Origin of the sequence: Dactylosporangium salmoneum, assembly GCF_039532525.1 — a bacterium.
In the GTDB taxonomy this organism is placed as follows: domain Bacteria; phylum Actinomycetota; class Actinomycetes; order Mycobacteriales; family Micromonosporaceae; genus Dactylosporangium; species Dactylosporangium salmoneum.
The window spans coordinates 29,125-55,248 of record NZ_BAAARV010000030.1; the positions used below are offsets into that span (position 1 = coordinate 29,125).

Consider the following 26,124-nt stretch of genomic DNA (forward strand, 5'->3'; position numbering starts at 1 on the left):
AGCCTGAGCAGCGCAGGCCGCGGCCAGCCTGTGCAGGGCAGGCCGCGGCCAGCTGTGCAGCTCAGGCCGCGACCAGCTCACCCGCCGGCGCCTCGGCCCGGCGGGCGCGTGGGCGCAGCGCGGCGACGACGACGAGCACCAGCCCGAAGAGCGCCCAGGCGGCGAGCACCAACACGTGCGGCCCCGCCCCCGCGCCGTCGAAGAAGGCGGTACTGCGAAGCAGCGACCCCGCGGCCCCCGGCGGCAGGTACTGCCCGAACGCGCCCCACCCCGAGGGCAACATCTCCGGCGCGCTGGTCAGCCCCGACAGCGGGTTGCCCAGCAGCATCATGACCGCCGCACCGAGCCCGAGCCCGCGGAACCCCAGCAGCGACTCCAGCCCCAGGAGCGTGAGCGCGGTGGCGGCGATGGACAGCGCGACGACACCGCTGTTGGCCCAGTAGTCGCCGGCGAGGGAGCCCAGCCAGTACTGCAGGATCCCCACGAGTGCCAGACCGCCCGTCACCGCGAAGGCCAGCGCGCCGGCGATGCGCCGCCCCAGCCCGACGATGAGGCTGGTGAGCATCCCCGCCGCCGCGATGCCGCCGAGTACCAGCGGCAGCGCGCCAGCGGACAGTCCCGCGCCGCGCGGGTCGTCGGCTGGCAGCGGTACGAGGTCCCGCACGACCGTGGCGTCCCCCTGCGGCGGGGCCAGCGCGAGCGCCACCTGCTGCAGCGCCTGCGCCACCACCGGGCTGGCCGCCGACGCGACGATCAGCTGGGGCTTGCCGGAGGTGAGGTCGATGGCGCCGTACACCTCGCGGTCCTTGATGAGCCGCTCGGCCGCCGCCGTGTCTCCGACGACCCTGACGTCGAACGCGCCCGGCCGCTTCGCCTCCAGCTGCTGCACGACCTGCGAGGTCGCCTGCGGCGGCCCGGCCACCGCCAGCGGGATGTCGTGCACGCCGGCCCGCGTGGCCGGCCACGCGAACGCCACCATGATGAGGCTGAGCAGTGCGGTCAGCAGGAGCACGATCGCACCGACCCGCCCCCACCCAGAACGCCCCTGCGTCACCTGCGCGGCCATCTCGCCTCCTAAAAAGAACGGTCGTTCGTTCTTTTAGAGTGAAACCGCTCGGCCGCCGCGTCAAGAACGAACGTTCGCTCGAGGATGCGACCCAGCTCACGCCCGCCGGACGGCGTTGGTCAACGCGGTCTCGGCCTGGGCGGCCAGCCGCTCGACCAGGTCGGCGGCGAGGGGCAGGTCGGTGATCAGGTCGACCGCCTCGCCGGCCCAGATCGGGAGCGTCGGGATCGCGCCGCGCTCGACGTCGGCCCGGTACTGCTCGCGCACCCCGGCATCGCCCTCCAGCTCGGCCTCGCGGCCGCGCCAGCGGTCGAGGTACGGGTGGCCGAGCGTCCGCGCCGTGTACCGCGCCGGCCAGGCCGAGCCCCGCGCGATGTCCAGCACCCGGCTGCGCTCGGTGTCCTCGGTCCGGCCGGCGACGATCGCCCTGGCCACGGCCGGGTCGACCAGCGCCTCGGCGGTGGCCTGGAAGCGCGTGCCGATCAGCGCGCCCGCGGCGCCGAGGGCCAGCGCGGCAGCCAGGCCGCGGCCGTCCGCGATGCCGCCGGCCGCCAGGACCGGGATCGGGCCGGCCAGGTCCACCACGGCCGGCACGAAGGGCAGGGTGGAGCGCCCGCGCCGGGCGCCGTGCCCGCCGGCCTCGGTGCCCTGGGCCACGATGACGTCGGCGCCCAGGTCGACCGCCCGGCGGGCCTCCTCAAGGTCGGTGACCTGCAAGATCAGGGCGGCGCCGGAGCTGTGCACGATTTCGGCGTACGGCCCGGGGTCCCCGAACGACAACATGACCGCCCGCGGGTCGTGTTCGAGCGCGCGCTCGACGGCGCCGGGCTCGATCGCCCAGGTGAGGAAGCCGACGCCCCACGCGCCTTCGACGAGCCGCAGCTCGCGGTCCAGCCACTCGCGCGCGCCGCCGCCGGCCCCCAGCAACCCGAGGCCGCCGCCCCGGGAGACGGCCGCGGCCAGCGCCCCGCCGGCCGAGCCGCCCATCGGGGCCAGCGCGATCGGGTGCCGCAGGCCGAACATCTCGGTGAACCTCGTGGTCAACGCCATGACCGGCATCATCGCGCGACCGGTCCGGTGGCACGATCCCCCGCCCGGCGCGCGGGGGAAGGGGCCTACGAGCGGGCGGGCACCGGGGCCGGCACGGTCGAGGCCGGCAGCGTGAAGGTGAAGCGCGAGCCCCCTCCCGGATTGTCCGCCGCCGCGATCGTCCCGCCGTGCCGTTCCACGATCCGCTTGCAGATGGCCAGCCCGAGGCCGGTCCCCGCGTAGCCGCTCGACCGGTGCGCCCGGTGGAAGTTGGTGAAGATGGCGTCGTGGTGCCCGGGCGGGATGCCGATGCCGTTGTCGGAGATCTCGACGCGCACCAGCCCGGCGTCGTCCGGGCTGGACGAGATGGCGATGCGCGGCACCGTGCCCGGCGCCGTGTACTTCACCGCGTTGCCCACCAGGTTGTCCAGCAACTGGCGCAGCAGGACCGGGTCGGCGCGCACCTCGTCGAGGTGGCCCAGGCTGAACTGCGGGGACGGCGCGCCGGCCGCGGCCGCCAGGTCGGCGCGGGCCGTGGTCACGTCGACGACCAGGGCGCGCAGGGCCAGGTCGACCGGGGCTATGGCGGCGTTGCGGGCCGTCGTGTAGGCCAGCAGGTCGTTGATGAGGTGCCGCATGCGGGCCGAGGCGCGGGTGATGCGGACCAGGCTGTCGCCGGCGTCGCGGACCGCGGGGTCGGCCGGCGGCATGGCGGCCAGCGTCTCGCCCAGGTTCTCGGCCCAGCCGTCGATCGTGGTCAGCGGGTTGAGCAGGTCGTGGGCGACCACGCCGGCGAAGGAGGAGAGCTCGTCGCGGTGCCGGCGCTCGGCGGTGACGTCGTGGAAGACCACCACGGCGCCGCCCTCGTCGGCGCCGTCGGCCGGCAGCCGCGTGGCGCTCACGCTGATGAAGCGGCCGTCGGGCACGCCGGCGTTGCGCACCAGCAGCTCCAGGTTGTGCACGTCCTCGCCCTGCAGCGCGCGGGTGTGGGCCATCTCCTCCTCCGGCAGCGGGGTGCCGTCGGGGTGGAAGAGGCCGTAGTGGCCGGGGTGCGCGACGGCCTGCGTGCGGCTGGTGACGCCGCCGAGGAGGGAGACGGCGGCCGGGTTGCGCATGATCCAGCGGCCGTCGGGGCGGATCACCGACACGCCGTCGCTCATGGCGTTGACGATCGTGGTGAGCAGGCGGGCCTGGGTGGCAGCCTCGCGGCCGGCGGCGGCCAGGCGGGTCATCAGATCGGCGCGCTCGTCACGGCCCAGCGCGATGGACAGGCCGACGATCGCGAGCATGCCGACGAAGCCCTGGGCCACCAGGGCGCGCACCGGGTAGGAGGCCACGGCGGCGAAGGGGCCGGTGCCGTGCAGCGTGAAGAGCACCGCGGCGACGCCGAAGGCCAGGTCGTGCAGGACGACGAAGGTGGTGTGCAGCCGCAGCGCGGCCCAGACGGTGAGCACGAGAAGCGGGAAGACCAGGGGGAGGCGGGTGCCGCCGAAGGCGATCCAGTACGCCGCGGCCGAGCATGCGATGAGCGCCGCGTACTCGGCCAGGCGGGCCGGGCGCGCGAGCCGCAGCGGGCGGCCGGACGAACGGTGGTACCCGAGCCGGAACCCCACCGCCGAGATGATCAGGATGCTGACGGCGTTGCGCAGGAACCACACCAGCCCGTCGGACCACTGGAACTCGCCGGTGGTGGCCCAGATGGCGGTCGGGCCGACCAGGGCGCCGGCCGCCGACCCGGCCACGGTCGCGGCCATGAGCCGCCACAGGTCGGCCGAGCGGGACAGCGGCTCGGTGCCGCCCGCGCCCCACAGGTGCGGTCCGAGCCGGGTCAGCATCCGCATGAACACGGCGACCTGGACCAGGTTGGCCGCCGTGAACCAGGCGGTCAGCATCACGGAGGCGCCGGTGGCCAGGTCGACGGCGACGGTGGCGGCGGCCAGCACGAGCGGGTCGAGCCGGCGCAGCGGGGCGCGGCGCTGGGTGGCGAACCAGATGGCGGCGACCCCGGCGGCCGGCCAAACCAGGCTCAGGCTGCTGCCGTCCATGATGGTCAGGCGACCGGCGATGGTGGCCAGGACGTACAGCAACGCCCAGAGGCCGGTCCGCAGCAGCGACGCCGACATCAGGCCGCCTGCAGCGCCTTCGCCAGCCCGGCCCGCAGGGTCTCGGCGGTGAACGGCTTGCGCACGTAGAGCGCGCCGGTCGCGAGGGCGCGGGCCAGCACCTCGCCGTCCCACAGCACGGTGAGGAACATGGCCGGCAGGTCGGCCCGGTGCCGGCGCAGCCGCGCGAGCAGCTCGATGCCGTCCATGCCGGGCAGGTCCACGTCGAGGATGGCCGCCTCGGGCAGGCCGTGACGGGCCACCGCGGCCAGGGCGGCGGCGCCGTTCTCGGCGGCGAGCACGTCGTGGCCGTCGGTGCGCAGCCGCTTGACGATCAGGTCGCGCACGTCCTGCTCGTCGTCCACCACCAGCAAACGGGCCATTCCGGCACCTCCCGCCCTCCCATCGGCAGGCGGGAGGTGCGACTGACGGTTTCAGCCCTTACCGGGGGATGATGCCCTGCAGGTGACGGCCGTTGACGGCGGAGCGGCGGCCGGCGTCGGCCTCCGTCTTCCAGGTGCGCACGTAGTTGGAGGCGGTCAGCCGCTCCACGTCGTCGAGGTCGAGCAGGTCGCCGACCATGGTGGTCAGCTCGACGACGTCGCGGCGGTCGTTCGCCGGGACGTTGTCGTGCAGGATCTGGTACACCTGGTTGCGCAGCGACCCCTCCCGGACCATCGGGCTCGGGGTGAGGGTCGGCTCCTCGGCGATGTCGACGATCTCGCCGGCCTCGTGGGTCACCGGCACGCCGCGGCTGCGCGAGCGCCGGGGCGTCGGCGTGGTGGCCGGGAGCATGCCCTCGAACTGGCCGCGCAGCGGGCCCAGCGGCGAGGGCGCCTCGGCGGCGGGCTCGGCCATGGCCCGGACGACGGCCTCGCGGGCGGCGCGGCGCTCTTCCTCCTCGCGCTCCTCACGCACGGCCTTCGCCTCTTCGACGGTCGGCAGCGCGCGCTGCTCCTCGGTGTCGATGACCAAGGGCTCCGGTTCCGCGGCGACGGCGGGGACCGGCTGGCCGGCCACCGCGGCCAGCCGGGCCGGGGCCAGGTCGGCGGCGATGAGCGAGGTCAGCCCGTCGTAGTCGGCCCCGTCGGCGAGCCGCAGCGCGATCTCGTCGAGGTCGTAGACGGCGACGGCGATGTCGGCGGTGGTCGGGTCGACGGCGGCGCGGATCTTGCGGTGCAGCACCTTGGCGATCGCCTTCGTACGCTGCTCCTTGCGCTTCTCCGCCTTGGCCGCCGCGATCGAGCTGTAGAGCCCGAGCTGCTGGTTGGCCTTGGCGAGATTCTTCGCGCGCAGGGTCATCCACGGATGGCGCACCCAGTGGCCGACCACCTCGTAGGCCGGCGAGGTGGGGGGCAGGTCGCCCTTGGCCCGCAGCCGGTCGCGCCGCTGGTTCTCGGTGTGCATCAGCCAGACGAGGTACCCCAGCGCCGACATCCCCGCGAAGAAGCCCGCGAGCAGCTTGTTGTCGTGGGCCATCCAGTTGAAGGCGACGGCGAACCCCGCGATGGCGGCGGAAAGCACCCGCGAGGCGACCGCGCGCTCGCCGAGCCGGCGCCGCACGTCGGCGTTGGCCAGCACGACGATGCCGCCGACCTCCAGCGCGCCGACGGCCGGGATGGCCCAGATCAGCGGGATGCCGAGCGCCTCGACCGCGCCGGACACCTGGCCGGCCATCGCGGTGAGCAGCACGACGATGTAGAAGAGCTGTCGCATGTAGGAGGTACGCCGGATCGTCTTCTGCAGATCCGCGTCGAGCTCGTTGATGCCCGGCGTGCTCACCGGTTTCTCCCGTCGTCGTCCGGCTGGGGCAACGGATAGCCCCGGGCCGCGAGGAACTCGGCCAGCGCCAGGTCCACGGAGCTCTGCACCGTGGTGTTGTGATCGACGACGAACCGCTGCAGGGTCTGCTCGATCTCCACCCGGACCCGGGTGTTGAGCTGCACCCGCTCGAACCGCGGCCGCTGCGGCGGCATCGCCACCGTCTTCTCTGTCGATTCCAACATCACTCCCGCTAGCCGTTTGCTAGCGCGCACGCTAGCAAAGCCGGCGTCGATGGCCGAATCCGACACGCCGGACACGTGTTCGAATCCGAACGAGGGCGACGGTCGGTAGTCGCCCGGGAGCGTTCTTCGCCCTGTGCCCGGACAGGACGAGCCAATACACTCACCGCATGCGAAGCCGGGCACGCACGTTCGTGATTGCCTTGCTCGTCCTGATCTGCGCCTGGGCCGGCCCCGCGGCCGCCGAGCCGGGCGACCCGACCGCCCCGCCGGACGAGGGCGCGGCCAACCTCACGCTGGGTGACAAGCTCGACGCGGCCAACACCGGCTGGCTCAACGCGCAGGCGGCGCTGGAGGCGTCCAAGAAGCGCCAGGCCGACCTGGTCAAGCAGATGGCGGACCTGCAGGCCGAGCTGGAGCCGGTGCGGGCCAGCGTGAACGTGATCGCGGCGGCGGCCTACCGCACCGGCGGCAAGATCCGGCTCAGCGCCGCGCTGGTCGACACCGACTCGCCGGACGCGTTCATGGACCGCGTGGTGCTGATCAACGAGATCGCGATGTACAACGACCGGGTCATCGGCCGGCTGACCAAGCTCGAGGCGGACCTCGCGGGCGCCAAGAAGGCGATCGACCAGGAGGTCGCCACGCAGCAGGCCCAGGCCGACGTCCAGGCCAAGAAGAAGGCCGACGCGGAGGCCGCCCTGGCCAAGATGCGCGGCAAGGCCGACGGCTACGTGAGCGTCAACTCACCGCTGGCCACGCCGGCCCCGCGCAACGCCGACGGCAGCTGGCCCTCGGAGAACTGCATCATCGACGACCCGACCACGACGGGCTGCATCACGCCGCGGTTGCTGCACGCGTCCCAGGAGGCCCGCAAGAACGGGTTCACCCACTTCTACTCGTGCTTCCGCCCCTCGGGGCCTTATGAGCATCCCAAGGGGCGGGCGTGCGACTTCGCGGCCGCCTCCGACGGTTTCGGGGGCGTCGCGACCGGCAACGACAAGACGTACGGCACCAACCTGGCCGCGTTCTTCGTCAAGAACGCGTCGTCGCTCGGCGTGCTGTACGTGATCTGGTTCCGCCAGGTGTGGACCCCGGCGGCCGGCTGGCACGCCTACAGCGGCGGCAACGGCGACCCGTCCAGCGACCACACCAACCACGTGCACCTGTCGGTGATCTAGCGCCTGTTGTGCAACAGGCGCTGAGGCCTCACGCCCGCCGCAGCGACCAGCCGAACGGGTCCTCGGCCAGCCCGCGCTGGATGCCCACGATCGCGTCGCGGATCGACGACGTCACCGGGCCCTCGGCCGCGCCCCCGATGAGGAACTCGCCGTCGCGGCTGCGGGCGGTGCCGATCGAGGTGATCACCACGCCGGTGCCGCAGGCGAAGGTCTCGCGCAGCGCGCCGCTGATGGCGTCCGAGCGCCACTCCTCGAGCGAGTACGGCCGCTCCTCGACGCCCCAGCCGCGGTGCCGGGCCAGCGTCAGCACCGAGTCGCGGGTCACGCCCGGCAGGATCGAGCCGTTGAGCGGCGGGGTGACCAGCAGCGGGGCGCCGTCGCGCTCGTACACGAAGAACAGGTTCATGCTGCCCGACTCCTCGATCCAGCGGTGCTCCACCGCGTCGAGGAAGACGGTCTGGTCGCAGCCGGCCTCCTGGGCCTGGGCCTGCGCGCGCAGGCTGACCGCGTAGTTGGCGGCCGCCTTCACCGCGCCCGTTCCGCCCGGCGCCGCGCGCGAGTAGTCCTGCGACACCCACACCGTGACCGGCTTGGCGCCGCCGGCGAAGTAGGAGCCCGAGGGCGAGGCGATGACCACGAAGAGGTACTCCGAGGAAGGCCGGACCCCCAGGAACGGATCCGTGGCGATCATGAACGGCCGCAGGTACAGGCTCTGTCCCTCGCCCGTCGGCACCCACTCCCGGTCGGCCTCGACCAGGGTCCACACCGCGCGCAGGAACAGCTCCTCGGGCAGCTGGGGCATGGCCAGCCGCTCGGCGGTCGTGTTCAGGCGGCGGGCGTTGGCCTGGGGACGGAAGAGCCCGACCTCGCCGTCGGGCAGCGCGTACGCCTTCAGCCCCTCGAAGAGCTCCTGGCTGTAGTGCAGCGCGGCCGTGGCCGGCGACAGCGAGAGCGGCCCGAAGGGTTCCAGGCGGGCGTCGTACCACCCTTTGCCCTCGGCGTAACGGATGGTGACCATGTGGTCGGTGAAGACGCGGCCGAACCCGGGGTCGGCGAGCAACGCGGCGCGCTCCTCGGCCGGGCGGCGCTCGGCGGGAACTGTGTCGAATTCGAGCATTCAGGAACTGTAAGCGGAACCTGAACGATCCCTAAGCGCCTTCCCGCCGACTGGGAGGTAACCAGGCGTGACTGCTATTCGCCCGAAATGCCGGGACATTCGCATCGTGATGTTTCGGACTTATGGGAAATCGGGGTGGCGGCTTGTCGCGCTCGGCCCGGGTCAGAACAGACCGGCCGGCGGGGAGGGCGAGGCCACCGCGGTCGCGTCCGTGGCGACCGCCGCGCCGGCGATCAGCCTGATCAGGTCGTCGCCGGAGACCAGCCGGGCCGGGAACGGATCCGCCGCGGCCGCCCGGGCCAGCGGGGCCTGCGGGATGCGCCCCGCCTCCGCGGACGCCACCAGGACCACGTTGCCGAACCGCCGCCCGCGCAGCACCGAGGGCTCGGCCAGCAGCACCAGGTCGCCGTAGACCCGGCGCAGCGTGGCCGCCTGTCCGCGGGCGAAGGCCAGCCCGGAGCCGTCGGCCAGGTTGGCCACGTAGAGCCCGCCCGGGCGCAGCAGCCGGGCCGCCGCGGTCAGGAACTCCAGCGACGCCAGGTGGGCCGGCACCCGGGCGCCGGCGTAGACGTCGGCGATGACCAGGTCGAAGCGGCCCGGGGCGAGGGACTCCACGGCCTCGCGGGCGTCGGCCGCCCGCACCCGGATGTCGGCCCCGCGGGGCAGGGGCAGCTCCCGGCGTACGAAGTCGATGAGGGCCGCGTCGCGCTCGACCACCCGCTGGGCCGAGCCGGGCCGGGTGGCCGCCACGTACCGCGGCAGGGTGAGCGCGCCCCCGCCGAGGTGCAGCACCGACAGCGGGGCCCCGGGCGGCGCCATCGCGTCGAGCACCGATGCGATGCGCCGCATGTACTCGAAGTCGAGCCGGCGCGGGTCCTCGACGTCCAGCGCGGACTGCGGGTACCCGTCCAGCAGCAGCGTCCAGCGGCCGGGCCGCCCGTCGTCCGGGCACAGCTCGGCCACTCCGCCGTCGACCTGCGCGACCGTGCTGGTCACCCGTTTGCGCCCACCCACGCCCGCAATCTTGCCCGCCGCGCCCGTCCAGACCCGCCGCCGGGCAACCGAAACTACGCTGCGTATACAGATCAACTACCGTGGCGGAGTTGTCCGTTCTCGCCTTTAGGACGACGATTCTGTCGACCTTCTGCTCATTGTCCGGACCCGAAAAACCGGAGGCGCGATGCAAGTACCCGCCGCATTCGAATACGCGAAAGCCACAAGCGTCGGCCAGACCCTGCAGCTGCTCGAGCAGTGGGGTGAGGACGCCCGTGTGATCGCCGGCGGCCACAGCCTCATTCCGATGATGAAGCTGCGCCTGGCCCGGCCGACCGCGCTCATCGACATCAACGACGTTGCCGAGCTGGCCTATATCCGGGTCGAAGGCGATGAACTGCGCATCGGCGCGCTCACCCGGCACGCCGAGCTGCTCGCCTCGCCCCTCGTCGAGGAGCACTACCGGATCTTCGCCGACGCCGAGCGCGTCATCGCCGACCCGTTGGTGCGCAACCGCGGTACCGTCGGCGGCTCGTTGTGCCAGGCCGATCCGGCCGAGGACCTCTCCGCCGCGTTCGCCGCGGTGGGCGCCTCGGCGGTGATCCAGGGTGCGCGGGGGTCGCGCACCGTGCCGCTGACCGAGTTCCACGTGGGGCCGTACGAGACCGTCGTCGAGCCCGGCGAGCTGCTCACCGAGGTCCGGGTGCCGATCCGGCCGGGCGGCGGCTCGGCGTACCACAAGGTCGAGCGCCGCGTCGGCGACTGGGCGGTCGCGGCCGCCGGTGCCGCCGTCTGGCTGGACGGCGACGCCGTGAAGGCGGCCGGCATCGGCCTGGCCGCGGTCGGGGCCGAGCACTTCCGGGCGGCCGAGGCGGAGGCGTTCCTCGTGGGCAAGCCGGCCACGGAGGAGACGTTCGCCGAGGCGGGGCGGATCGCCGCCGAGCACACCAACCCGGTCGCGGACCAGCGCGGGCCGGTCGACTACAAGCGGCACCTCGCCGGCGAGCTGACCGCGCGCGCACTGCGCACCGCGGCCGCCCGCGCGCGAGGGCAGGAGGCGTAGAACATGCAGATCACCGTGACGGTGAACGGCGAGCAGTACACCCGCGACGTGGAGCCCCGGCTGTTGCTGGTGCACTTCCTGCGCAACGAGCTCGGCCTCACCGGTACGCACTGGGGCTGCGACACGTCCAACTGCGGCGTGTGCACCGTCTCGCTCGACGGGGTCCCCGTGAAGTCCTGCACCGTGCTGGCGGTCATGGCCGACGGCAAGACGGTCGGCACCGTCGAGGGCCTCGAGGGCCCGGACGGCCTCGACCCGGTCCAGCAGGGCTTCGTGCAGTGCCACGGCCTGCAGTGCGGCTTCTGCACGCCGGGCATGATGATCACCGCCCGCGCGCTGCTGAACGAGAACCCCGACCCGTCCGAGCAGCAGATCCGCGAGGCCATCTCCGGCCAGCTCTGCCGCTGCACCGGATACGAGAACATCGTCCGGTCCGTTCGCTGGGCGGCCGAGCACCAGGCACAGGCAAAGGAAGGTGCGGACGCGTGACCGTCACCGAGAACCCCACGCCCATGGGCTTCGGGCGGATGCACCGCAAGGAGGACGCGCGGTTCGTCCGGGGCAAGGGCAACTACGTCGACGACATCCAGCTGCCCGGCATGCTGCACGGCTCCTTCCTGCGCAGCCCCTACGCGCACGCGAAGATCGTCTCGATCGACACCAGCGCCGCCGAGGCGCTGCCCGGCGTCAAGGCGGTCATCACCGGCGCGACGCTCGAGTCGCTGAAGCTGGCCTGGATGCCGACCCTGTCGTACGACACCCAGGCGGTGCTCGCGACCGACAAGGTGCGCTTCCAGAACCAGGAAGTCGCGTTCGTGGTGGCCGAGAACCACTACATCGCGCGCGACGCCCTGGAGCTCATCGAGGTCGACTACGAGCCGCTGCCCGTCGTCGCCGACGCCAAGCAGGCCCTCGCGCCGGGCGCCCCGGTCATCCGGGACGACAAGGAGGGCAAGACCGACAACCACATCTTCGACTGGACCGCCGGGGACAAGGAGAAGACCGACGCGGTCTTCGCCGGCGCCGAGGTCGTCGTGGCCGAGGACGTGCTCTACCCGCGGGTGCACCCGTCGCCGCTGGAGACCTGCGGCGCGGTCGCCGACTTCGACAAGGTCAGCGGCAAGCTCACCATCTACTCGACGACCCAGGCGCCGCACGCCCACCGCACGGTGTACGCGCTGGTGGCCGGGCTGCCCGAGCACAAGATCCGGGTCGTCTCCCCCGACATCGGCGGCGGCTTCGGCGGCAAGGTCGGCATCTACCCCGGCTACGTGCTGGCGATCGTCGGCTCGATCGTCACGGGCAAGCCGGTCAAGTGGATGGAGGACCGCAACGAGCACCTGACCGCGACCGCGTTCGCCCGCGACTACCACATGCACGGCGAGATCGCGGCGACGAAGGACGGCAAGATCAAGGCCCTGCGGGTCAAGGTCCTCGCCGATCACGGAGCCTTCAACGGTACGGCCCAGCCCACCAAGTTCCCGGCGGGCTTCTTCCACATCTTCACCGGCTCCTACGACCTGGAGGCGGCCTTCTGCGACGTCACCGGCGTCTACACCAACAAGGCGCCGGGCGGCGTGGCGTACGCCTGCTCGTTCCGCATCACCGAGGCCGTCTACCTCGTCGAGCGCATGATCGACGCGCTGGCCTTCGAGCTGAAGATGGACCCGGCCGAGCTGCGGATGAAGAACCTGCTCAGGCCGGAGCAGTTCCCCTACACCACGCCCACCGGCTGGGAGTACGACTCGGGTGACTACCCGAAGGCGCTGCGCCTGGCCATGGACATGGTCGGGTACGAGAAGCTGCGCCAGGAGCAGGCCGAGAAGCGCGAGCGCGGCGAGTACATGGGCATCGGCATCAGCTTCTTCACCGAGGGCGTCGGCGCGGGCCCGCGCAAGCACATGGACATCCTCGGGCTGGGCATGGCCGACGGCGCCGAGCTGCGCGTGCACCCGACCGGCAAGGCCGTGCTGCGGCTGTCGGTGCAGACCCAGGGCCAGGGCCACGAGACGACGTTCGCCCAGATCGTCGCCGAGGAGCTCGGCATCTCCCCGGACGACATCGAGGTCGTGCACGGCGACACCGACCAGACGCCGTTCGGCCTGGGCACCTACGGCTCGCGCTCGACCCCGGTCTCCGGGGCGGCCACCGCGATCGTGGCCCGCAAGGTGCGCGACCGGGCCCGGATCGTGGCCTCGGCGATGCTCGAGGTCTCCCCGGACGACCTGGACTGGGAGAAGGGCCGCTTCTTCGTCAAGGGCGACCCGGACCAGGGCAAGACCATCCAGGAGATCGCGATGGCCGCGCACTCCAGCCTCGAGCTGCCCGAGGGCGTCGAGGGCCACCTGGACGCGACCACCGTCTACAACCCGCCGAACCTCACCTACCCGTTCGGCGCGTACATCTGCGTCGTCGACGTCGACCCGGCCACCGGCCAGGTCAAGGTGCGCCGGTTCATCGCGGTCGACGACTGCGGCGTGCGGATCAACCCGATGATCGTCGAGGGCCAGGTGCACGGCGGGCTCGCCGACGGCATCGGCATGGCGCTCATGCAGCTCATGGCGTTCGACGAGGACGGCAACCACCTCGGCGCCTCGCTCATGGACTACCTGCTGCCGACGGCGCTGGAGTGCCCCTCGTGGGAGCTCGGCGAGACCGTCACCCCGTCGCCGCACCACCCGATCGGCGCCAAGGGCGTCGGCGAGTCCGCCACGGTCGGCTCCCCGGCCGCGGTGGTCAACGCCGTCCTCGACGCGATCAAGCCCTTCGGGGTCCGGCACGCGGACATGCCCCTCACCCCGTCGAACGTCTGGCGGGCCGTGCAGGGCAACCCGATCCGCACCGACCTCGCGATCAGCTAAGTAAGGGAAACCGATGAACCTCCTCGTTCGTGCCGACCAGCTCCGCGTGGGCCGGACCCCGTTCGTGCTCGCGACCGTGGTCCGGGCCGAGCGTCCGACCAGCGCCAAGGCCGGCGACCGCGCCCTGGTGCTGCCCGACGGCACGATCGAGGGGTTCGTCGGCGGCACCTGCGCCGAGTCGACCGTCCGTCTCCAGGGGCTCAAGCTGCTGGAGACGGGCGAGTCGACGCTGCTGCGCATCACCCCGGACGCCGAGGGGCCCGAGGACCGTCCCGGCGCCGAAGGGCTACTCACGGTCGCGAATCCGTGTCTTTCCGGCGGTACCCTCGAAATCTTCCTCGAGGCGATGATCCCGGCGCCGCTGGTCTTCGTCTACGGCGAGGCGCCCGTCGCCCGGGCCCTCGCCGACGTGGCCCGCGCCGTGGGCTGGGAAGGGTCCCGCGCCGAGACCGCGCAGACCTCGATCCCCCTCGACGCGAGCGCCGTCGTGGTCGCCTCGCACGGGCGGGACGAGGCCGAGATCCTCACCGCGGCGGTGAAGGCGCGGATTCCGTACGTCGCCCTCGTCGCCAGCCGCAAGCGCGCGACGGCGGTGCTGGCCGAGCTGGAGCTGAGCGACGCCGAGAAGGCCACCATCCACGCGCCGGCCGGCCTCGACATCGGCGCGCGGACCGCGCCCGAGATCGCGCTGTCGGTCCTGGCCGAGATCATCTCGTCCCGTCCCCGGCAGACCGCCCCGCCGCCCGGCGAGCCGGTCCGCATCATGCTGCCGTTGCTGGAGAAGCCTCCCGCGGTACAGATCGCTCCCGCGGCGCAGATCGCCTCCGCGGCGCAGATCGCCTCCGCGGCGCAGATCGCCTCCGCGGTACAGATCGCGAAGGACCCCGTCTGCAACATGGACGTCGCCGTGGTCCCGGACGCGCTGCACTACCAGCACGAGGGCACGGTCTACTACTTCTGCGGCACCGGCTGCCGCCGCGCGTTCGCCGACGCCCCGGGCCGATACCTGTGATCGACACCGTCGACGCGCTGGTCGAGGGCCTCGACCGGCAGGGCTACCTCGCCGACGCCGGGCTGGCCACCGCGCTGTACCTGGCCCTGCACATGCGCCAGCCGATCCTGCTCGAAGGCGAGCCCGGCGTGGGCAAGACGGCCGCCGCCGCCGCGCTGGCCGCGGCCCTGGACACGCCGCTCATCCGGCTGCAGTGCTACGAGGGGCTCAGCGCCGCCGAGGCCCTCTACGAGTGGAACTACCCGCGCCAGCTGCTCGGCATCCGGCTGGCCGAGGCGCGCGGCGAGACCCCGCGCGAGGCCGACCTCTTCGCCCCCGAGTACCTGCTGCGCCGGCCGCTGCTGGCCGCGATCGAGCACCCGGGCCCGCGCCCGGCCGTGCTGCTCATCGACGAGGTCGACCGGGCCGACGACGAGTTCGAGGCGTTCCTCTTCGAGCTGCTGGCCGAGGGCTCGGTCACCATCCCGGAGCTGGGCACCCGCAAGGCGATCGTGCCGCCGATCGTGCTGCTCACCTCGAACCGGACCCGGGACCTGCACGACGCGCTGCTGCGCCGCTGCCTGTACCACTGGATCGCCTACCCGCAGGCGGACCGCGTGGCCGCCATCATCCGCCGCCGGGTGCCCGCGGCCGGCGAGCCGCTCGCCGACCGGGTGGCCGGCGCGGTGTCCAAGCTGCGCGCCACCGACCTGGTCAAGCCGCCCGGCGTGGCCGAGGCGATCTCGTGGGCCAACGCCCTGCAGCTGCTCGGCCTGCCGCTCAACGTGGCGTCGGCGGAGGCGACGCTCGGCGCGGTGCTGAAGTACCGCGAGGACGAGGAGGCGGCCCGTGCCGTTCTCGCCGACATCGCTGGCTGACCTCGTCGGCCGGTTCGGCGCCGCGCTGCACCGGGCGGGCCTGCCCGTCGGGCCGGACCGCGCCTCGCGGTTCGCGCAGTCCATCACGCTGCTGGAGCCGCGGACCGTCGACGAGCTGCACCGGTGCGCCCGCACGACGCTCGTGTCCGATCCGGCGCACTTCGAGATCCTGGACGCCGTCTTCGACGCGGTCTTCCGGGGGTACGAGGACGTCGCCGAATTCCGGGGCGACCTCAACGCGGCCGGGGCGACCACCCACTCGAAGGCCTCGAGTCCGTCGCTTTCGGACGGCTCCGGCGGGTCCTCGCAGGTGGTGGAGGTGCCCGTCGGGGTGGCCGGGAGCGCGGCCGAGCGGCTGGCCGGCCGGGACTTCGCCACCCTCTCCGAGGAGGAGCTGGCCCGGCTGGCCGAGCTGATGCGGCACCTGCGCTTCGCCACGCCGCCCCGGCGCAGCCGCCGCTTCCGCCCCGCCGCCGACGGCCGGCTGGTCGACCTGCGGGCCGCGCTGCGCCGCGCCCGGCGCACCGGCGGCGAGCCGCTGCGGCTGCCCCGCCGGGCCCACCGCGAGAAGCCCCGCCGCCTGGTGGTGCTGTGCGACATCTCCGGGTCGATGGAGCCCTACGCGCGGGCGATGATCCAGCTGCTGTACTGCGCGGCCGGCGCCTCCCGGGCCGAGGTCTTCACGTTCGCCACCCGGCTGACCCGGCTGACCCGGCTGCTGGCCCGCCGCACCCGCCCGGCGCTCGCCCTGCACCGGGCCGGGCAGGCCGCCCCGGACTGGTCGGGCGGCACCCGCATCGGCGCGGCGCTCAAGCGCTTCAACGACGAGCACGGCCGGCGGGGCCTGGCCCGCGGCGCGGTCGTGCTCATCGTCTCCGACGGCTGGGAGACCGGCGACCCCGCGCAGGTGGGCGCCGAGATGGCCCGCCTGCGCCGCCTTGCTCACCGCATCGTCTGGGTCAATCCCCGGACCCAGAGCCCGCGCTACCAGCCGCTGGTCGGCGGCATGGCGGCCGCGTGGCCCCACTGCGACGCCGTGGTCAGCGGGCACTCGCTGACCGCCGTCGCGCCACTCCTCGACGCCCTCACCGGAGGTTCCCCCACTCATGCTGCTCACCAACGAGTTCGTCGTCGCGCGGCCGCTCGATGAGACCTGGAAGGTCCTCACCGACATCGAGCGGATCGCCCCCTGCATGCCCGGCGCCCAGCTGACGGGGGTGTCCGGCGACGAGTACCAGGGCAAGGTCAAGGTCAAGGTCGGCCCCATGACCGCGCAGTTCTCCGGGACCGCGGTGTTCAAGGAGCAGGACGAGACCGCGCACCGGGCCGTCATCGAGGCCAAGGGCCGCGACGCGAGCGGGAAGGGCCGCGCCTCGGCCCTCGTCACGGCGGTCCTCGTGCCGGAAGGCTCGTCGACGAAGGTCCAGGTGGAGACGGACCTGAACATCGCCGGGCCGCTGGCGCAGATGGGCCGCAGCACGATCGCCGACATCAGCACCCGCCTGCTGACCCAGTTCGTGACCAACCTCGAGGAGCAGCTCACCGCCGATCAGTCCACCGCCGATCAGTCCACTGTGGATGTCGTGGAGGAGGCGCCGGTGACCGCCCTGGAGGCGAAGCCCGAGGTCGAGGCGGTCAACCTCACCGCGGTGGCCGGCACCGGCACGCTGCTCAAGCTGGCGCTGCCCGTCGTCGTGGTGGTCGCCGCGATCGTCGCGCTGGTGGTCTGGCTGGTGTGACCACGAGGGGTCCGGCGCCTTTGCGGCGCCGGACCCCTTCGCTTCACCAGCTGCACGTTCGCTTCACTAGCTGAACGTTCGCTTCACTAGCCGAACGTTCGCTTCGCTAGCTGCACGCGAACACCGATGGGCTGGAGTTCGGGCCCCACGGGGTCTTGCCGACGATCAGGATCGTCGTCTGCTCGCCGGGCCGCAGCCGCGACTGGCGGGGCGTGATCTCCACGTTCGCCGCGGTCTGGGCCGCCGAGCCGTTGACCGCGAGCTGGACCTGCTGGGTGCCGGTGTAGGAGTACCGGAGGCGCCAGTTCTGCAGGTCCTGACGGCTCGTGTTCTTCACCGTCGCCTGGGCGATGAACACGCCGCCGAGGTCGAGCAGGGTGCTGTAGTGCACCGAGCACGCCGACGCCGGCGCGGCCCCGCCCTCGCCCTGGTCGGCCACGAACGAGGCCACCCAGGACAGCGTCGAGTTCCAGTTGATGGCGATCTCATTGGTGGAGTACGAGTTGATGTCGTCCACGTAGCAGAACTGCGGCGCGCAGCCGGCCAGCAGCTTGGCCGCGAGCGGGTCCTGCAGGTTGGAGTTCGGCCCGCCGGCCAGCGAACCGTTGGGCGGGTGCGGCAGCGACTGGTTGAGCTGGTGCGCGTAGATGCGCGTGTGCTGGTTCTGCGACGCGCGCTCGCCGAAGCCGGTGACGTAGGACTGGTTCAGCGCGTTGCGGCCGAGCAGGTAGTCCATGCCGGTGACCACGCCGTTGCGGAAGTCCGCCGCGCCGGTGAGGTCGTAGGCGGTCGCGACGACCACGAGGTTGTTCAGCACCGAGCTGTTCGAGCCCCACTCGTACTTGCCGGAGCTGGGCGCGTACGCGATGCCGTACGGGTTGGCGTTGATCGTGGCGAGGTAGCCCTTCGCCCCGTCGACCACCGACTGGCGCACCCGGTCGCGGTCCGGCAGTCCATTGGGGACGGTCGCGAGGTCCAGCCGGCCCAGCGCCGCGGTGCCCTGCCAGCCGAAGCCCTCCGGCTTGAAGATGTCGGCCGTGTGCCACTTGCTGGCGGTGACCGCGTCGCGGAAGGCCTTCTCGCCGGTGCTGATGTACAGCTCGGCGGCCGCCCAGTAGAACTCGTCGGTCACGTCGGCGTCGTCGTAGGCGCCGCCGCCGTTGCCGTCGCTGGCCGGGGCGTAGATCGCCGGGTGGGCCAGCGCCGCCGCGTACGCGGTGCGGGCCGCCGCCAGGAGCTTGTCCGCGAAGGCCTTGTCGTACGGGGCGAACAGGCGCGCGCCCTGGGCCGCGGTGGCCGCCAGGTTCAGCGTGGCCGCGGTCGACGGCGGGTGCAGCTCGCGCGGCTGCGGGTCGGCCGCCGGGTCGAGCGGCAGGCCGGTCCAGTTCTGGTCGTGCACCTTGTGGTGCACCATGCCGGCGAGCGGCTGCCCGGCCGGGACCTGCATGCGGAGCATGAACTCGAGCTCCCAGCGGGCCTCGTCGAGCACGTCGGGCGTGGCGTTGCCGTGCTCGGGCAGGCGCAGCGTGCCGTCGGCCAGCGACTGCGGGCGGCTGTTCGCCGCGGTCTTGGTCCGCTCGAAGGTGCTCATGAGCTGGTACGCGGCGATGCCGCCGTTCACGACGTACTTGCCGTGGTCGCCGGCGTCGTACCAGCCGCCCCGCACGTCGAGCCGGTAGTCGCACACCCCGGCCTGGCACGGGACGTCGGTGTCGCCCTGGTTGGGCGCGACCCCGAGGTGCCCGGCCGCGCGGCCGTACCCGGGCGCGATCGCGTCGGAGATCGCGATGCCGCTGCGCTGGACGTAGAACCAGGACAGCGCGTCCGTGCGCAGCTTCTCGTAGGCGGCGTTCGCCCCGATGTCGAACGGCACGCTGGTCTCGCCGTCGGCGGTCAGCGTGAAGCCGGTCCCCTTGGTGGCGTACGCCGAGAAGTCCACCGTCTGCACGTTCTGCCCGCTGGTGGCGTCGACCCCGCGCGGGACGGTGTTGCCGCTGGCCACGACGGAACCGGCGGCGCTGCGCAGCTGCCAGGGCAGCGGCGTGGTCGCGTCGGTGACGACGGTGGCCTGCTTCGGGCCGCCGGCGAGGTATCCGACCTGGTTGACCCGCACCCGCGGGCCGGTGTCCGGCACGTACACGGGCGGCGGCGCCCCTCCCTGCAGCGAGACGTTGTCGACGCAGAACGTCCACGCGGTGGCGCTCCCGCCGACCTGGAACGCGACCTGCCCGCCGCTGGTGGAGGCGGCCGCGGTGAAGGTGTAGCTGAAGTCCTGCGGCTGCGGACCGAGGGCCGGCGCCTCGGAGATTTCCTGGGTGTACGGCGGGTCGGCCAACTGCACGTTGGCTCGCACGGTCACCGGGATCGTGGCGCTGGCCGTGAACGCGAGGCGGTACGACTCGCCGGCCTGCAGGTTGATCGCGTTCTGCCCGATGATGGCGTCCCACGGATTGGTGGTGCCGGCGGGAATGTTCGCGCATAGGCGCCCGTCGACCACGGCGGCCGGCGAGTTGCCGGTCCACCACCACGGATCGGTCCCGCTGTCGAAGGTCCCGTTGACGATCTGTTCCGGTGCGTCGGCATACGCGACGGAGGCGGCCAGCGGCACGGCCAGCAACGCCGCCGCAACGGCCATGGGGAATTTGCGCTGCACAGACACCCCTTTTGGCGGAAAGGAAATGGGAGCGCTCCCACTGTCGCTTAGCGCACAGTCGGTGTCAAGTGCCGTGCCGCGTCGTTCAGCGCTTGAGGGCCGGAAGGACGTACCAGATGCCGATGAAAGCTACAGCGAACGCCGCGCCGACCGCGATCGCCCAGGACGTTCCCACGACCACTTCGAAGATCAGGAAAATGGCGCCCACGATCGAAAGCCACAGGAAGAACAGGCCGATGCCGGCGAGATTGCTGCTCAGCGCGACCAGTTCCTGCTTTCGGCCGCGGCGGAACAGAATGCGATGGTGGCTCACCGGGGCGATGAGGCAGACCGTCGCGATCGCGGTGCACACGATCGTGGCGACATAGGTGGCCTTCTGTCCCGGGGACACCTGGCCGAATCGGTTGTTGAACGGCAGCGTCAGCAGGAACGCGAACAGAAACTGCACGCCGGTCTGGGCCACGCGCAGCTCCTGGAGCAGCTCCGCCCAGTTGCGGTCGTACCGCTCGACCGGGGTCTCGTCGCGATCCGCCATGCGGGTCCAATTACCCACCGGACGAACCCGGCGAACCTGGAGGTTCGGCCCATCCGCGGGTGCGGCGCGCATTCTGGGGCTGTGTTTGCCCGCCTGCTGGGCTTATCGTCGCGAGGTGAGCGCACCCTTCGACGAGCTGACCGCCGGGCGCCGGGCGTGGATCGCGCGGGCCGGGCTGGCCGAGCTCGCCTCCACCATCGGGCGGCCGGGCCGGGCCGCCGTGGCCGCCCGCCCTGACCTGCTGGCCCGGGTCGACCAGCACGCGGCCGCCATCCGCGAGTCGCTCGGCGGGGCACTGCTCGACCCGGTGGCCCTGGCCGGCTACTCGGCGGCGATCCGCGACGCGGCCCGCGACGCCGGCGACGCCCTCGACGACTGGTCGCGCCCGTCCTGGGCGATGCTGCGCCTGCTGGCGGTGTGCAGCCTGGTTCCCTGATCGGGCCGCACATGCGGCCCGACCCTAGGGAGGGCTCGTGAACCCCTTCTAGACTTTCTGTGTCATCTCCCCGAGCAGCGTGTGTAGCCGCCCGACCACGCCCGGCCCATCGGCGATCTTCCCACTGTCCACGTAGTACACCAGGGAAGCGCGAAGCACGAGGTCGCCGTCGGAGGTCTCGACGTACGCCTGGCCGTCATCGAAGAACGAGAACGTCTTCGCGTCGACGTCCCGCGCGCCCTGCGCGGCCGACTTGTCGAAGCTCACCTGCTCGCTCGCGGCCATGGTGGGCCGGACCACGGACAGGAAGACGTAGAAGTCGCCGGACGCACCGTCGACCGCGCAGGCCTTGAGCGCGTCGGTGTCGCGGCGCTCCTTGTTGGCGGCGTTCTCGCCCAGGGCGGACTTGAGCTGGTCGTCGGTGGCGAGGTTGCACACATCGACCTTGTCGTACGCGGCGGCGTTGCTCTTGGCCTCGGGAGGGGGCGCCGTCTTGCCGCCACCGCAGCCGGCGAGCGCCAGGGCGGCGCCCGCCAGCAGCAGCACTTTGCGGGGGGTGTTCACCCTCGCTTTCTACACCTCTGGTGCTGGTGAGGCGCGTCAGACCCGCCCGAAGTCCTGGGTCCAGTACGGGGTGCCGTCGGTCTTGTAGGCCAGCCCGACGCCGACCGCGACGCTCGAGCAGTTCAGCATGTTGGCGCGGTGCCCGGGGCTGTTGATCCAGCCGTTGACCACGTCCTGGGCGGTGCGGTACCCCCAGGCGATGTTCTCGGCGGAGGCCCCGGTGGTGTACCCGGCGGCCGCCTCGCGCTGCACGAAGCTGCTGCCGTTCGAGCCGGCGTGGTCGAAGAAGTTGTTCGTCACCATGTCGGTGCTGTGCGCCCGCGCGGCGGCCACGAGACGGCTGTCGACGCGCAGCGCGCCACACCCGTTGGCCTGCCGGAAGTTGTTGGTCAGGGTGACCACGTCGTTCTCGATCGCGGCGTACTTCGCGTCACCGGCCGGCGTCGTGACCGGCGCGGCGGGCGTCGTGGCCGGCGTGGTCGGCGTCGTCGGCTGGGACTCGGGCTTGCTCGGCGTCTTCTTGGCGGTGGACTTCTTCTTCTTTTTCTTCTTCTTGCTGAGCTTGGTGGCGGCGTCTTCGCCGGTGGCGGCGCTCGCCACGTTGGCCCCCACGGCCTCGACGACGTGGGCGACGCCGGCCGTGACGGGCGCGCCGGCCGCGAGGGCCTGTGGTCCGGTGGTCGTGACGATCGCGAGGCCGAGGGCGGCCGCCAGACCGGCGGCGGCGATGGTGGTGGCACGGCGGGCAAACCGGGTCACTGTGCGAAGCCTTCCGTTCGGGTCGTTGGACGCACCTGTTATCGGGCCCGCCAACCGCCCGCTGAGCCCCCTCACCACCCCGCAACGCACGGCAACCGATCGGCTACCCGTGCGGAGCATTCCCTAGTGGTCGGCCGCCCGGATTTCCGCCAAAGGTTGGAGGGCGGGCGCCGCGGGCATTTCTACGGTTGAGGTACACATCGATCAGAGGAGCCAGTGATGCCCAGTCTCGTCCGCCCTCGCGACAATCGCTGGATCGCCGGCGTCTGCTCGGGCCTGGCCCGCCGGTTCGGCATGTCACCCAACCTGATGCGCCTGATCTTCCTCATCTCGTGCCTGCTCCCGGGCCCGCAGTTCGTGATCTACCTCGTCCTCTGGGTACTCATGCCGGACGAGTCCAAGGCCCGCGGCTACATCTGAGCCCGCCCCCTCCACAGCGAGGCTCAGCGCGGGACTGGGAGTGGCCCGGGGTGCGGCCCGGGCCACTCCCACCCACCTGCGCGGCGGCCCGGTGCGGCGGCCCGGTGCGGCGGCCCTGCGCGGCGGCCCGGTGCGGCGGCCCTGCGCGGCGGCCCGGTGCGGCGGCCCTGCGTGGCGGCCTGCGTGGCGGCCCTGCGTGGCGCGATTTCCGCCCGCACCCAACCGTTCCCGCGTCCGTCCATATCCGCGCCCACCCACAGCCCGGCCATCCCGCGCCCGCCCGCAGCCCCGGGAGGTCAACTCGCCCGGCGCAGCCCGGCCATTCCCGCGCCGGTCTCGGCCCTTGCCTCCGACGTCGCGGCGCCTTCGCGCCCGCCCACGTCGTAACCCTTTCCGTCAGCGCAGGGCCGCCCTCGACCTTCAACGTTGGCGCGGGCCGATCCATCTCATTCCCGGCCGTGCGGCCCAACGCGTCGTCGGCGCAGTCTCCGGCGAAGGTGGCGCGGGGGCGTGAGCGGTGGTTCGGGAGCGGGGTGGGTGGAACGGGGTGCGGCCCGGGTTTACCCATCAGGCGGCGGACGGCCCCGCCGAAGTCGGTGGCATGTCCAACGACACCAGCTTCACCACCGCCGGGCCCGGGGCGTTCGGGGACTTCTCCGAGGCCAACCGGCGCAGCGTCGCCCGCTCAACGCTCAACGGCCTCATGCACTGGCTCGGCGAGCCCGGACTGGCCGCGGCCCGCGAGTCGGCCGGACTGCAGGCGATCATCGACCAGCACGCGGCGGCGGTGCGGGATGCGCTCGGGGATCCGGAGCACGGGCCCGGGGCGGTGCCGCTGGCCGGGTACGCGACCGGCGTCCGCGACGCCCTCATCGAAGCGCAGTGGCAGCTCCCGCCGACCAACGAGGTCGACTGGGCCCACGTCGAGTGGCCCGCGCTCCGGCTCATCGCCATCTGCGCGCTCGCCCGGGCCGGCGGCCACATCTGATCGCCGGACCCGACGCATACCGAGAAGTCGCCAATACGTCCCGAAGATCCCCGATGCCCGGCGGTATTGGGGATTTTCGGACTTTCGGCCTGACGGGGTATAAATCCGATAAGTCGTGGCGCGGAGCGCCCGACTTATCGCTTTCGCGGCTTACAGCGGGCTCACGCAAGTCGCGGGCTCACGCAAGTCGCGGGCTCACGCAAGTCGCGGGCTCACGCAAGTCGCGGGCTCACGCAAGTCGCGGGCTCACGCAAGTCGCGGGCTCACGCAAGTCGCGGGCTCACGTTGGTGACACGGAGCGCCCCACTTATCGCTTTCGCCGGTTGCGGCGGGCGCGCGGGGTAGCGGTTCTCACGGGTGGCGTTTGAGGCGCGTCAGGGGCGGTCAGGGCGTGGTGGTGTCCGAGCGCGGGGAGCGGGACTGCAGCAGCAGGGCGCAGGCCGCCCCCAGCAGGCAGATGGCGGCCGTGGCCAGGAAGATCTCCCGGTACTCCGTGCGCAGCGCCGCCTGCAGGGCCGCCTTGTAGGCGTCCATCAGGCGCTTCTGCTCGTCCGCCGGCTTGCCGAAGACCAGCGGGAAGTTCAGGCGGGCGGTCAGCTCGTGGAAGCGGTGCAGGCCCCAGGCCGTCAGGGCGGCCACGCCGATCAGCATGCCCATCATGCGGGCGACCACGACGGCCGAGGACGATACGCCGTGCTGCGGTGGCGGGGTGGCGCGCAGGACCGCGCTGGACAGCGGGGCGATGGCCAGGCCCAGGCCCAGGCCGGCCAGCGCCAGGTCGGTGTCCAGGCGCGGCAGGACGGTCAGGTAGTGCCGATCGAGCACGTCGGCCGGCCAGCCCGCGATCAGCAGGTAGCCGGCGGTGGCCAGGAGCAGGCCGGCCGCGGCGGTCCAGCGCTCGCCCAGACGGGCGACCAGCCAGCCGCCCAGCACGGCGCCGATGGGCAGGGCGATCAAGAAGCGGGTCAGGACAAGCGTGGCGTGCACGCCGTCGCGGCCGAGCAGGGTCTGGGCGACGAGCTCGACGTCGACCAGGGTGACCATCAGCGCGGCGCCGGCGCAGAAGCTGGCGGCCAGGGCGGCGAAGAAGGGGCGGGGGCGGGCGTCGCGCAGGTCGACCAGGCGGGTGCGGGCGCGCAGCTCCCAGGCGACGAAGAGGGCGCCGGCGGCCGCGGCGCCGGCCAGGGTCCACGGGCCCCACGGAGGCAGGACCGCCTTCTCCGGGTCGGGGTTGTAGAGGGCGACGACGGCGGCGCCCAGCGCCACGGCCAGCAGCAGGCCACCGACGACGTCCGTGCGGCGGGCCTCCGCGCGCGGGCGGCCGGGCAGGGCGAACCACACGAGCGCGATCGCCACGGCGGCCAGCGGCAGGTTGAGCCAGAAGATGCCGCGCCAGGAGCCGAGCAGGGCGGCGATGGCCACGCCGTAGAGCGGGCCGAGGACGCTGCCCAGCTCCTGGGCCGCGCCGACGGCGCCGAGGACGGTGGCGCGGCGCCGCTCGGACCACAGGTCGCCGGCCAGGGCCAGGGTGACCGGGAGCAGGGCGCCGCCGGCCAGGCCCTGCACGGTGCGGCCGGCGGTCAGCAGCCAGACCGAGTCGGACGAGGCGGCGGTCAGGGCCGAGCCGGCCGCGAAGCCGGCCAGGCAGGCGATCAGCACCGGGCGGCGGCCCAGGCGGTCGGAGAGGGAGCCGAGCAGCGGCATGCCGGCGATGTAGCCGAGCAGGAAGCCGGTGACGACCGGCGTGACCCGCTCCAGCCGGTTGGTCGCGATGTGCAGCGCGTCGAGGATGTCGGTCAGCACGCCCACGACGACGTACGCGTCCAGCGCCGCCAGCAGCACCGTCGCGCCGCCGACGCCGATGGCGAGGCGGCGGCGCGAACCATCGGCCGGCGCGGCGGCCGCTTCGGTGCCCGCCTCGGCCCGCAGGGTCATCGCCGCGGCTACTTCGGCGCGGTGATGGTGGCGGGGGCGTCGAACTCCGTGAAGGTCACGGTGACCGTGCCGCCCTTGGCGTCGCCGACGGCCGGCAGGTCGAACGCGGCCTTGAGCAGCCGCTTGTTGTCCTTGGCGAGCCACAGGCGGCCGGGGACGCTGCCGGTCACGCCGGGGACGACCTTGGAGAGGTGCTCGGCGGGGAACTTCGCGCTCACGCGGTAGGTGTCCTTGCCGTCGACGGACTCGGAGGCCTCCGTCTTGCCCTCGGTGGCCGTGCCGATGACCTTCGCGATGCCGCGCTCGGGGTCGAGGATGGCCGACGGGTCGTAGACGGACGCGGCCAGCGCCAGCGGGATCTGCTGGTAGTCGCCGGTCGGGCCCTTGAGCCACATCGTCTGGCCGACGATCGTGAACGACAGGTCGGCCGTGGTGCCCATCTGCTCGACCTGGGCGGTGCCCTGGGCGTTGCCCTCCTTGGTCAGCACGCCGTCGGCGCGCTTGATGGCGACGCCGGCGATCGTGCCGTCCGCGGCGATGAGGAACTTGGCGGTCTTGATGCCCGCCATCGCCGTCGCGGCGTCCTTGAGCAGCCCGTCGGCGGCCGGCAGGTTGGGGTCGGCGGCCGGCGCGCCGCCCTTCTTGTCGGACTTGTCCGAGCAGCCCGTGAGGGCGACGAGCAGGGCCGTGAGGGCGGCGACGCCGGCTACGAGCAGACCGCGGCGGGACTGGGTGGGGGACATACCGGCATGCTAGACCGGGTGGGGAAACAACGCCGGTGCCGTCGCTGAGCGGCGTCTCAGGGTTACGC

25 protein-coding genes are annotated in these 26,124 nt (G+C 72.8%); 11 read left to right on the forward strand and 14 right to left on the reverse strand.

Annotated elements, in window-relative coordinates; genetic code table 11:
* Positions 1–61: 61 nt before the first annotated feature.
* From ABD352_RS20280 to ABD352_RS20305, 6 genes are all read right to left on the reverse strand, one after another.
* Positions 62–1,066, reverse strand: coding sequence for a hypothetical protein (locus ABD352_RS20280; RefSeq protein WP_344613993.1), 1,005 nt, complete (start codon positions 1,064–1,066; stop codon positions 62–64).
* 96 nt (positions 1,067–1,162) lie between these two features.
* The gene (locus tag ABD352_RS20285) at positions 1,163–2,116 is read right to left on the reverse strand and encodes an NAD(P)H-dependent flavin oxidoreductase (protein ID WP_344613994.1); all 954 of its coding nucleotides are present in this window, start codon (positions 2,114–2,116) and stop codon (positions 1,163–1,165) included.
* A 65-nt stretch (positions 2,117–2,181) separates the two neighbouring features.
* The gene (locus ABD352_RS20290; RefSeq protein WP_344613995.1) at positions 2,182–4,218 is read right to left on the reverse strand and encodes an ATP-binding protein; all 2,037 of its coding nucleotides are present in this window, start codon (positions 4,216–4,218) and stop codon (positions 2,182–2,184) included.
* Entirely contained in the window at positions 4,218–4,580 is a 363-nt protein-coding gene (locus ABD352_RS20295; RefSeq protein ID WP_344613996.1) for a response regulator, read from the reverse strand. The genes ABD352_RS20290 and ABD352_RS20295 overlap by 1 nt, the downstream gene beginning before the upstream one ends.
* A gap of 58 nt (positions 4,581–4,638) precedes the next feature.
* The gene (locus ABD352_RS20300; RefSeq protein WP_344613997.1) at positions 4,639–5,979 is read right to left on the reverse strand and encodes a hypothetical protein; all 1,341 of its coding nucleotides are present in this window, start codon (positions 5,977–5,979) and stop codon (positions 4,639–4,641) included.
* Positions 5,976–6,203 carry a hypothetical protein gene (locus ABD352_RS20305; RefSeq protein ID WP_344613998.1) on the reverse strand — a complete coding sequence of 76 codons (228 nt, stop codon included), beginning with the start codon at positions 6,201–6,203 and terminating at the stop codon, positions 5,976–5,978. Before ABD352_RS20305 ends, ABD352_RS20300 begins: the two co-directional genes overlap by 4 nt.
* Positions 6,204–6,370: 167 nt before the next feature.
* On the opposite strand from ABD352_RS20305, the gene ABD352_RS20310 reads away from it, so the two are divergent.
* Complete coding sequence (locus tag ABD352_RS20310; protein WP_344613999.1) at positions 6,371–7,381, forward strand: coiled-coil domain-containing protein; 1,011 nt, start codon at positions 6,371–6,373, stop codon at positions 7,379–7,381.
* 28 nt (positions 7,382–7,409) lie between these two features.
* Here ABD352_RS20310 and ABD352_RS20315 read toward each other — a convergent pair whose 3' ends face one another.
* Both ABD352_RS20315 and ABD352_RS20320 read right to left on the reverse strand, forming a co-directional pair.
* The gene (locus tag ABD352_RS20315; RefSeq protein ID WP_344614000.1) at positions 7,410–8,498 is read right to left on the reverse strand and encodes a branched-chain amino acid aminotransferase; all 1,089 of its coding nucleotides are present in this window, start codon (positions 8,496–8,498) and stop codon (positions 7,410–7,412) included.
* 162 nt (positions 8,499–8,660) lie between these two features.
* Positions 8,661–9,512, reverse strand: coding sequence for a spermidine synthase (locus tag ABD352_RS20320; RefSeq protein WP_344614001.1), 852 nt, complete (start codon positions 9,510–9,512; stop codon positions 8,661–8,663).
* A gap of 166 nt (positions 9,513–9,678) precedes the next feature.
* On the opposite strand from ABD352_RS20320, the gene ABD352_RS20325 reads away from it, so the two are divergent.
* Genes ABD352_RS20325 through ABD352_RS20355 form a run of 7 tightly spaced genes read left to right on the forward strand, consistent with a single transcriptional unit; the run spans position 9,679 to position 17,023 of the window.
* Entirely contained in the window at positions 9,679–10,554 is an 876-nt protein-coding gene (locus ABD352_RS20325; protein WP_344614002.1) for an FAD binding domain-containing protein, read from the forward strand.
* A 3-nt stretch (positions 10,555–10,557) separates the two neighbouring features.
* On the forward strand, positions 10,558–11,043 hold the full coding sequence (locus tag ABD352_RS20330) for a (2Fe-2S)-binding protein (RefSeq protein ID WP_344614003.1): 486 nt from the start codon (positions 10,558–10,560) through the stop codon (positions 11,041–11,043).
* Entirely contained in the window at positions 11,040–13,415 is a 2,376-nt protein-coding gene (locus ABD352_RS20335; protein WP_344614004.1) for an aerobic carbon-monoxide dehydrogenase large subunit, read from the forward strand. The genes ABD352_RS20330 and ABD352_RS20335 overlap by 4 nt, the downstream gene beginning before the upstream one ends.
* Positions 13,416–13,428: 13 nt before the next feature.
* Positions 13,429–14,427: an XdhC family protein gene (locus ABD352_RS20340; RefSeq protein ID WP_344614005.1), complete on the forward strand. Its 999-nt coding sequence runs from the start codon at positions 13,429–13,431 to the stop codon at positions 14,425–14,427.
* A complete protein-coding gene (locus tag ABD352_RS20345; RefSeq protein WP_344614006.1) occupies positions 14,424–15,284 on the forward strand; it encodes an AAA family ATPase in 861 nt (286 codons plus the stop codon). Before ABD352_RS20340 ends, ABD352_RS20345 begins: the two co-directional genes overlap by 4 nt.
* Positions 15,256–16,434: a vWA domain-containing protein gene (locus tag ABD352_RS20350; RefSeq protein WP_344614007.1), complete on the forward strand. Its 1,179-nt coding sequence runs from the start codon at positions 15,256–15,258 to the stop codon at positions 16,432–16,434. The genes ABD352_RS20345 and ABD352_RS20350 overlap by 29 nt, the downstream gene beginning before the upstream one ends.
* Positions 16,391–17,023, forward strand: coding sequence for an SRPBCC family protein (locus ABD352_RS20355; protein ID WP_344614008.1), 633 nt, complete (start codon positions 16,391–16,393; stop codon positions 17,021–17,023). The genes ABD352_RS20350 and ABD352_RS20355 overlap by 44 nt, the downstream gene beginning before the upstream one ends.
* A gap of 106 nt (positions 17,024–17,129) precedes the next feature.
* On the opposite strand, the gene ABD352_RS20360 is transcribed toward ABD352_RS20355, so the two are convergent.
* Complete coding sequence (locus tag ABD352_RS20360) at positions 17,130–19,658, reverse strand: glycoside hydrolase family 9 protein (protein ID WP_344614091.1); 2,529 nt, start codon at positions 19,656–19,658, stop codon at positions 17,130–17,132.
* Positions 19,659–19,761: 103 nt separating this feature from the next.
* Entirely contained in the window at positions 19,762–20,283 is a 522-nt protein-coding gene (locus ABD352_RS20365; RefSeq protein WP_344614009.1) for a DUF6328 family protein, read from the reverse strand.
* A gap of 43 nt (positions 20,284–20,326) precedes the next feature.
* Here ABD352_RS20365 and ABD352_RS20370 point away from each other — a divergent pair, with 43 nt between their 5' ends.
* Positions 20,327–20,647, forward strand: a complete 321-nt coding sequence (locus ABD352_RS20370; RefSeq protein ID WP_344614010.1) for a DUF6401 family natural product biosynthesis protein — start codon at positions 20,327–20,329, stop codon at positions 20,645–20,647.
* A 48-nt stretch (positions 20,648–20,695) separates the two neighbouring features.
* Here ABD352_RS20370 and ABD352_RS20375 read toward each other — a convergent pair whose 3' ends face one another.
* Positions 20,696–21,211: a hypothetical protein gene (locus ABD352_RS20375; RefSeq protein WP_344614011.1), complete on the reverse strand. Its 516-nt coding sequence runs from the start codon at positions 21,209–21,211 to the stop codon at positions 20,696–20,698.
* Positions 21,212–21,247: 36 nt separating this feature from the next.
* Entirely contained in the window at positions 21,248–21,970 is a 723-nt protein-coding gene (locus ABD352_RS20380) for a CAP domain-containing protein (RefSeq protein ID WP_344614012.1), read from the reverse strand.
* Positions 21,971–22,189: 219 nt separating this feature from the next.
* Here ABD352_RS20380 and ABD352_RS20385 point away from each other — a divergent pair, with 219 nt between their 5' ends.
* A complete protein-coding gene (locus ABD352_RS20385) occupies positions 22,190–22,390 on the forward strand; it encodes a PspC domain-containing protein (protein WP_344614013.1) in 201 nt (66 codons plus the stop codon).
* A gap of 601 nt (positions 22,391–22,991) precedes the next feature.
* Positions 22,992–23,378, forward strand: a complete 387-nt coding sequence (locus ABD352_RS20390) for a DUF6401 family natural product biosynthesis protein (protein ID WP_344614014.1) — start codon at positions 22,992–22,994, stop codon at positions 23,376–23,378.
* A gap of 384 nt (positions 23,379–23,762) precedes the next feature.
* Here ABD352_RS20390 and ABD352_RS20395 read toward each other — a convergent pair whose 3' ends face one another.
* Both ABD352_RS20395 and ABD352_RS20400 read right to left on the reverse strand, forming a co-directional pair.
* The gene (locus ABD352_RS20395; protein ID WP_344614015.1) at positions 23,763–25,313 is read right to left on the reverse strand and encodes an MFS transporter; all 1,551 of its coding nucleotides are present in this window, start codon (positions 25,311–25,313) and stop codon (positions 23,763–23,765) included.
* Positions 25,314–25,321: 8 nt separating this feature from the next.
* A complete protein-coding gene (locus ABD352_RS20400) occupies positions 25,322–26,056 on the reverse strand; it encodes an LppX_LprAFG lipoprotein (RefSeq protein WP_344614016.1) in 735 nt (244 codons plus the stop codon).
* Positions 26,057–26,124: the final 68 nt, after the last annotated feature.

Excerpts from the sequence above, each read along its gene's own strand:
- ABD352_RS20290 (WP_344613995.1), bottom strand. The coding sequence starts at position 4,218 with ATGTCGGCGTCGCTGCTGCGGACCGGCCTCTGGGCGTTGCTGTACGTC.
- ABD352_RS20315 (WP_344614000.1), bottom strand. The coding sequence starts at position 8,498 with ATGCTCGAATTCGACACAGTTCCCGCCGAGCGCCGCCCGGCCGAGGAG.
- ABD352_RS20280 (WP_344613993.1), bottom strand. The coding sequence starts at position 1,066 with ATGGCCGCGCAGGTGACGCAGGGGCGTTCTGGGTGGGGGCGGGTCGGT.
- ABD352_RS20355 (WP_344614008.1), top strand. The coding sequence starts at position 16,391 with ATGCTGCTCACCAACGAGTTCGTCGTCGCGCGGCCGCTCGATGAGACC.
- ABD352_RS20390 (WP_344614014.1), top strand. The coding sequence starts at position 22,992 with ATGTCCAACGACACCAGCTTCACCACCGCCGGGCCCGGGGCGTTCGGG.
- ABD352_RS20385 (WP_344614013.1), top strand. The coding sequence starts at position 22,190 with ATGCCCAGTCTCGTCCGCCCTCGCGACAATCGCTGGATCGCCGGCGTC.
- ABD352_RS20340 (WP_344614005.1), top strand. The coding sequence starts at position 13,429 with ATGAACCTCCTCGTTCGTGCCGACCAGCTCCGCGTGGGCCGGACCCCG.
- ABD352_RS20330 (WP_344614003.1), top strand. The coding sequence starts at position 10,558 with ATGCAGATCACCGTGACGGTGAACGGCGAGCAGTACACCCGCGACGTG.
- ABD352_RS20395 (WP_344614015.1), bottom strand. The coding sequence starts at position 25,313 with ATGACCCTGCGGGCCGAGGCGGGCACCGAAGCGGCCGCCGCGCCGGCC.
- ABD352_RS20305 (WP_344613998.1), bottom strand. The coding sequence starts at position 6,203 with ATGTTGGAATCGACAGAGAAGACGGTGGCGATGCCGCCGCAGCGGCCG.
- ABD352_RS20360 (WP_344614091.1), bottom strand. The coding sequence starts at position 19,658 with ATGGCCGTTGCGGCGGCGTTGCTGGCCGTGCCGCTGGCCGCCTCCGTC.
- ABD352_RS20400 (WP_344614016.1), bottom strand. The coding sequence starts at position 26,056 with ATGTCCCCCACCCAGTCCCGCCGCGGTCTGCTCGTAGCCGGCGTCGCC.
- ABD352_RS20295 (WP_344613996.1), bottom strand. The coding sequence starts at position 4,580 with ATGGCCCGTTTGCTGGTGGTGGACGACGAGCAGGACGTGCGCGACCTG.
- ABD352_RS20285 (WP_344613994.1), bottom strand. The coding sequence starts at position 2,116 with ATGGCGTTGACCACGAGGTTCACCGAGATGTTCGGCCTGCGGCACCCG.
- ABD352_RS20310 (WP_344613999.1), top strand. The coding sequence starts at position 6,371 with ATGCGAAGCCGGGCACGCACGTTCGTGATTGCCTTGCTCGTCCTGATC.
- ABD352_RS20325 (WP_344614002.1), top strand. The coding sequence starts at position 9,679 with ATGCAAGTACCCGCCGCATTCGAATACGCGAAAGCCACAAGCGTCGGC.
- ABD352_RS20365 (WP_344614009.1), bottom strand. The coding sequence starts at position 20,283 with ATGCGCGCCGCACCCGCGGATGGGCCGAACCTCCAGGTTCGCCGGGTT.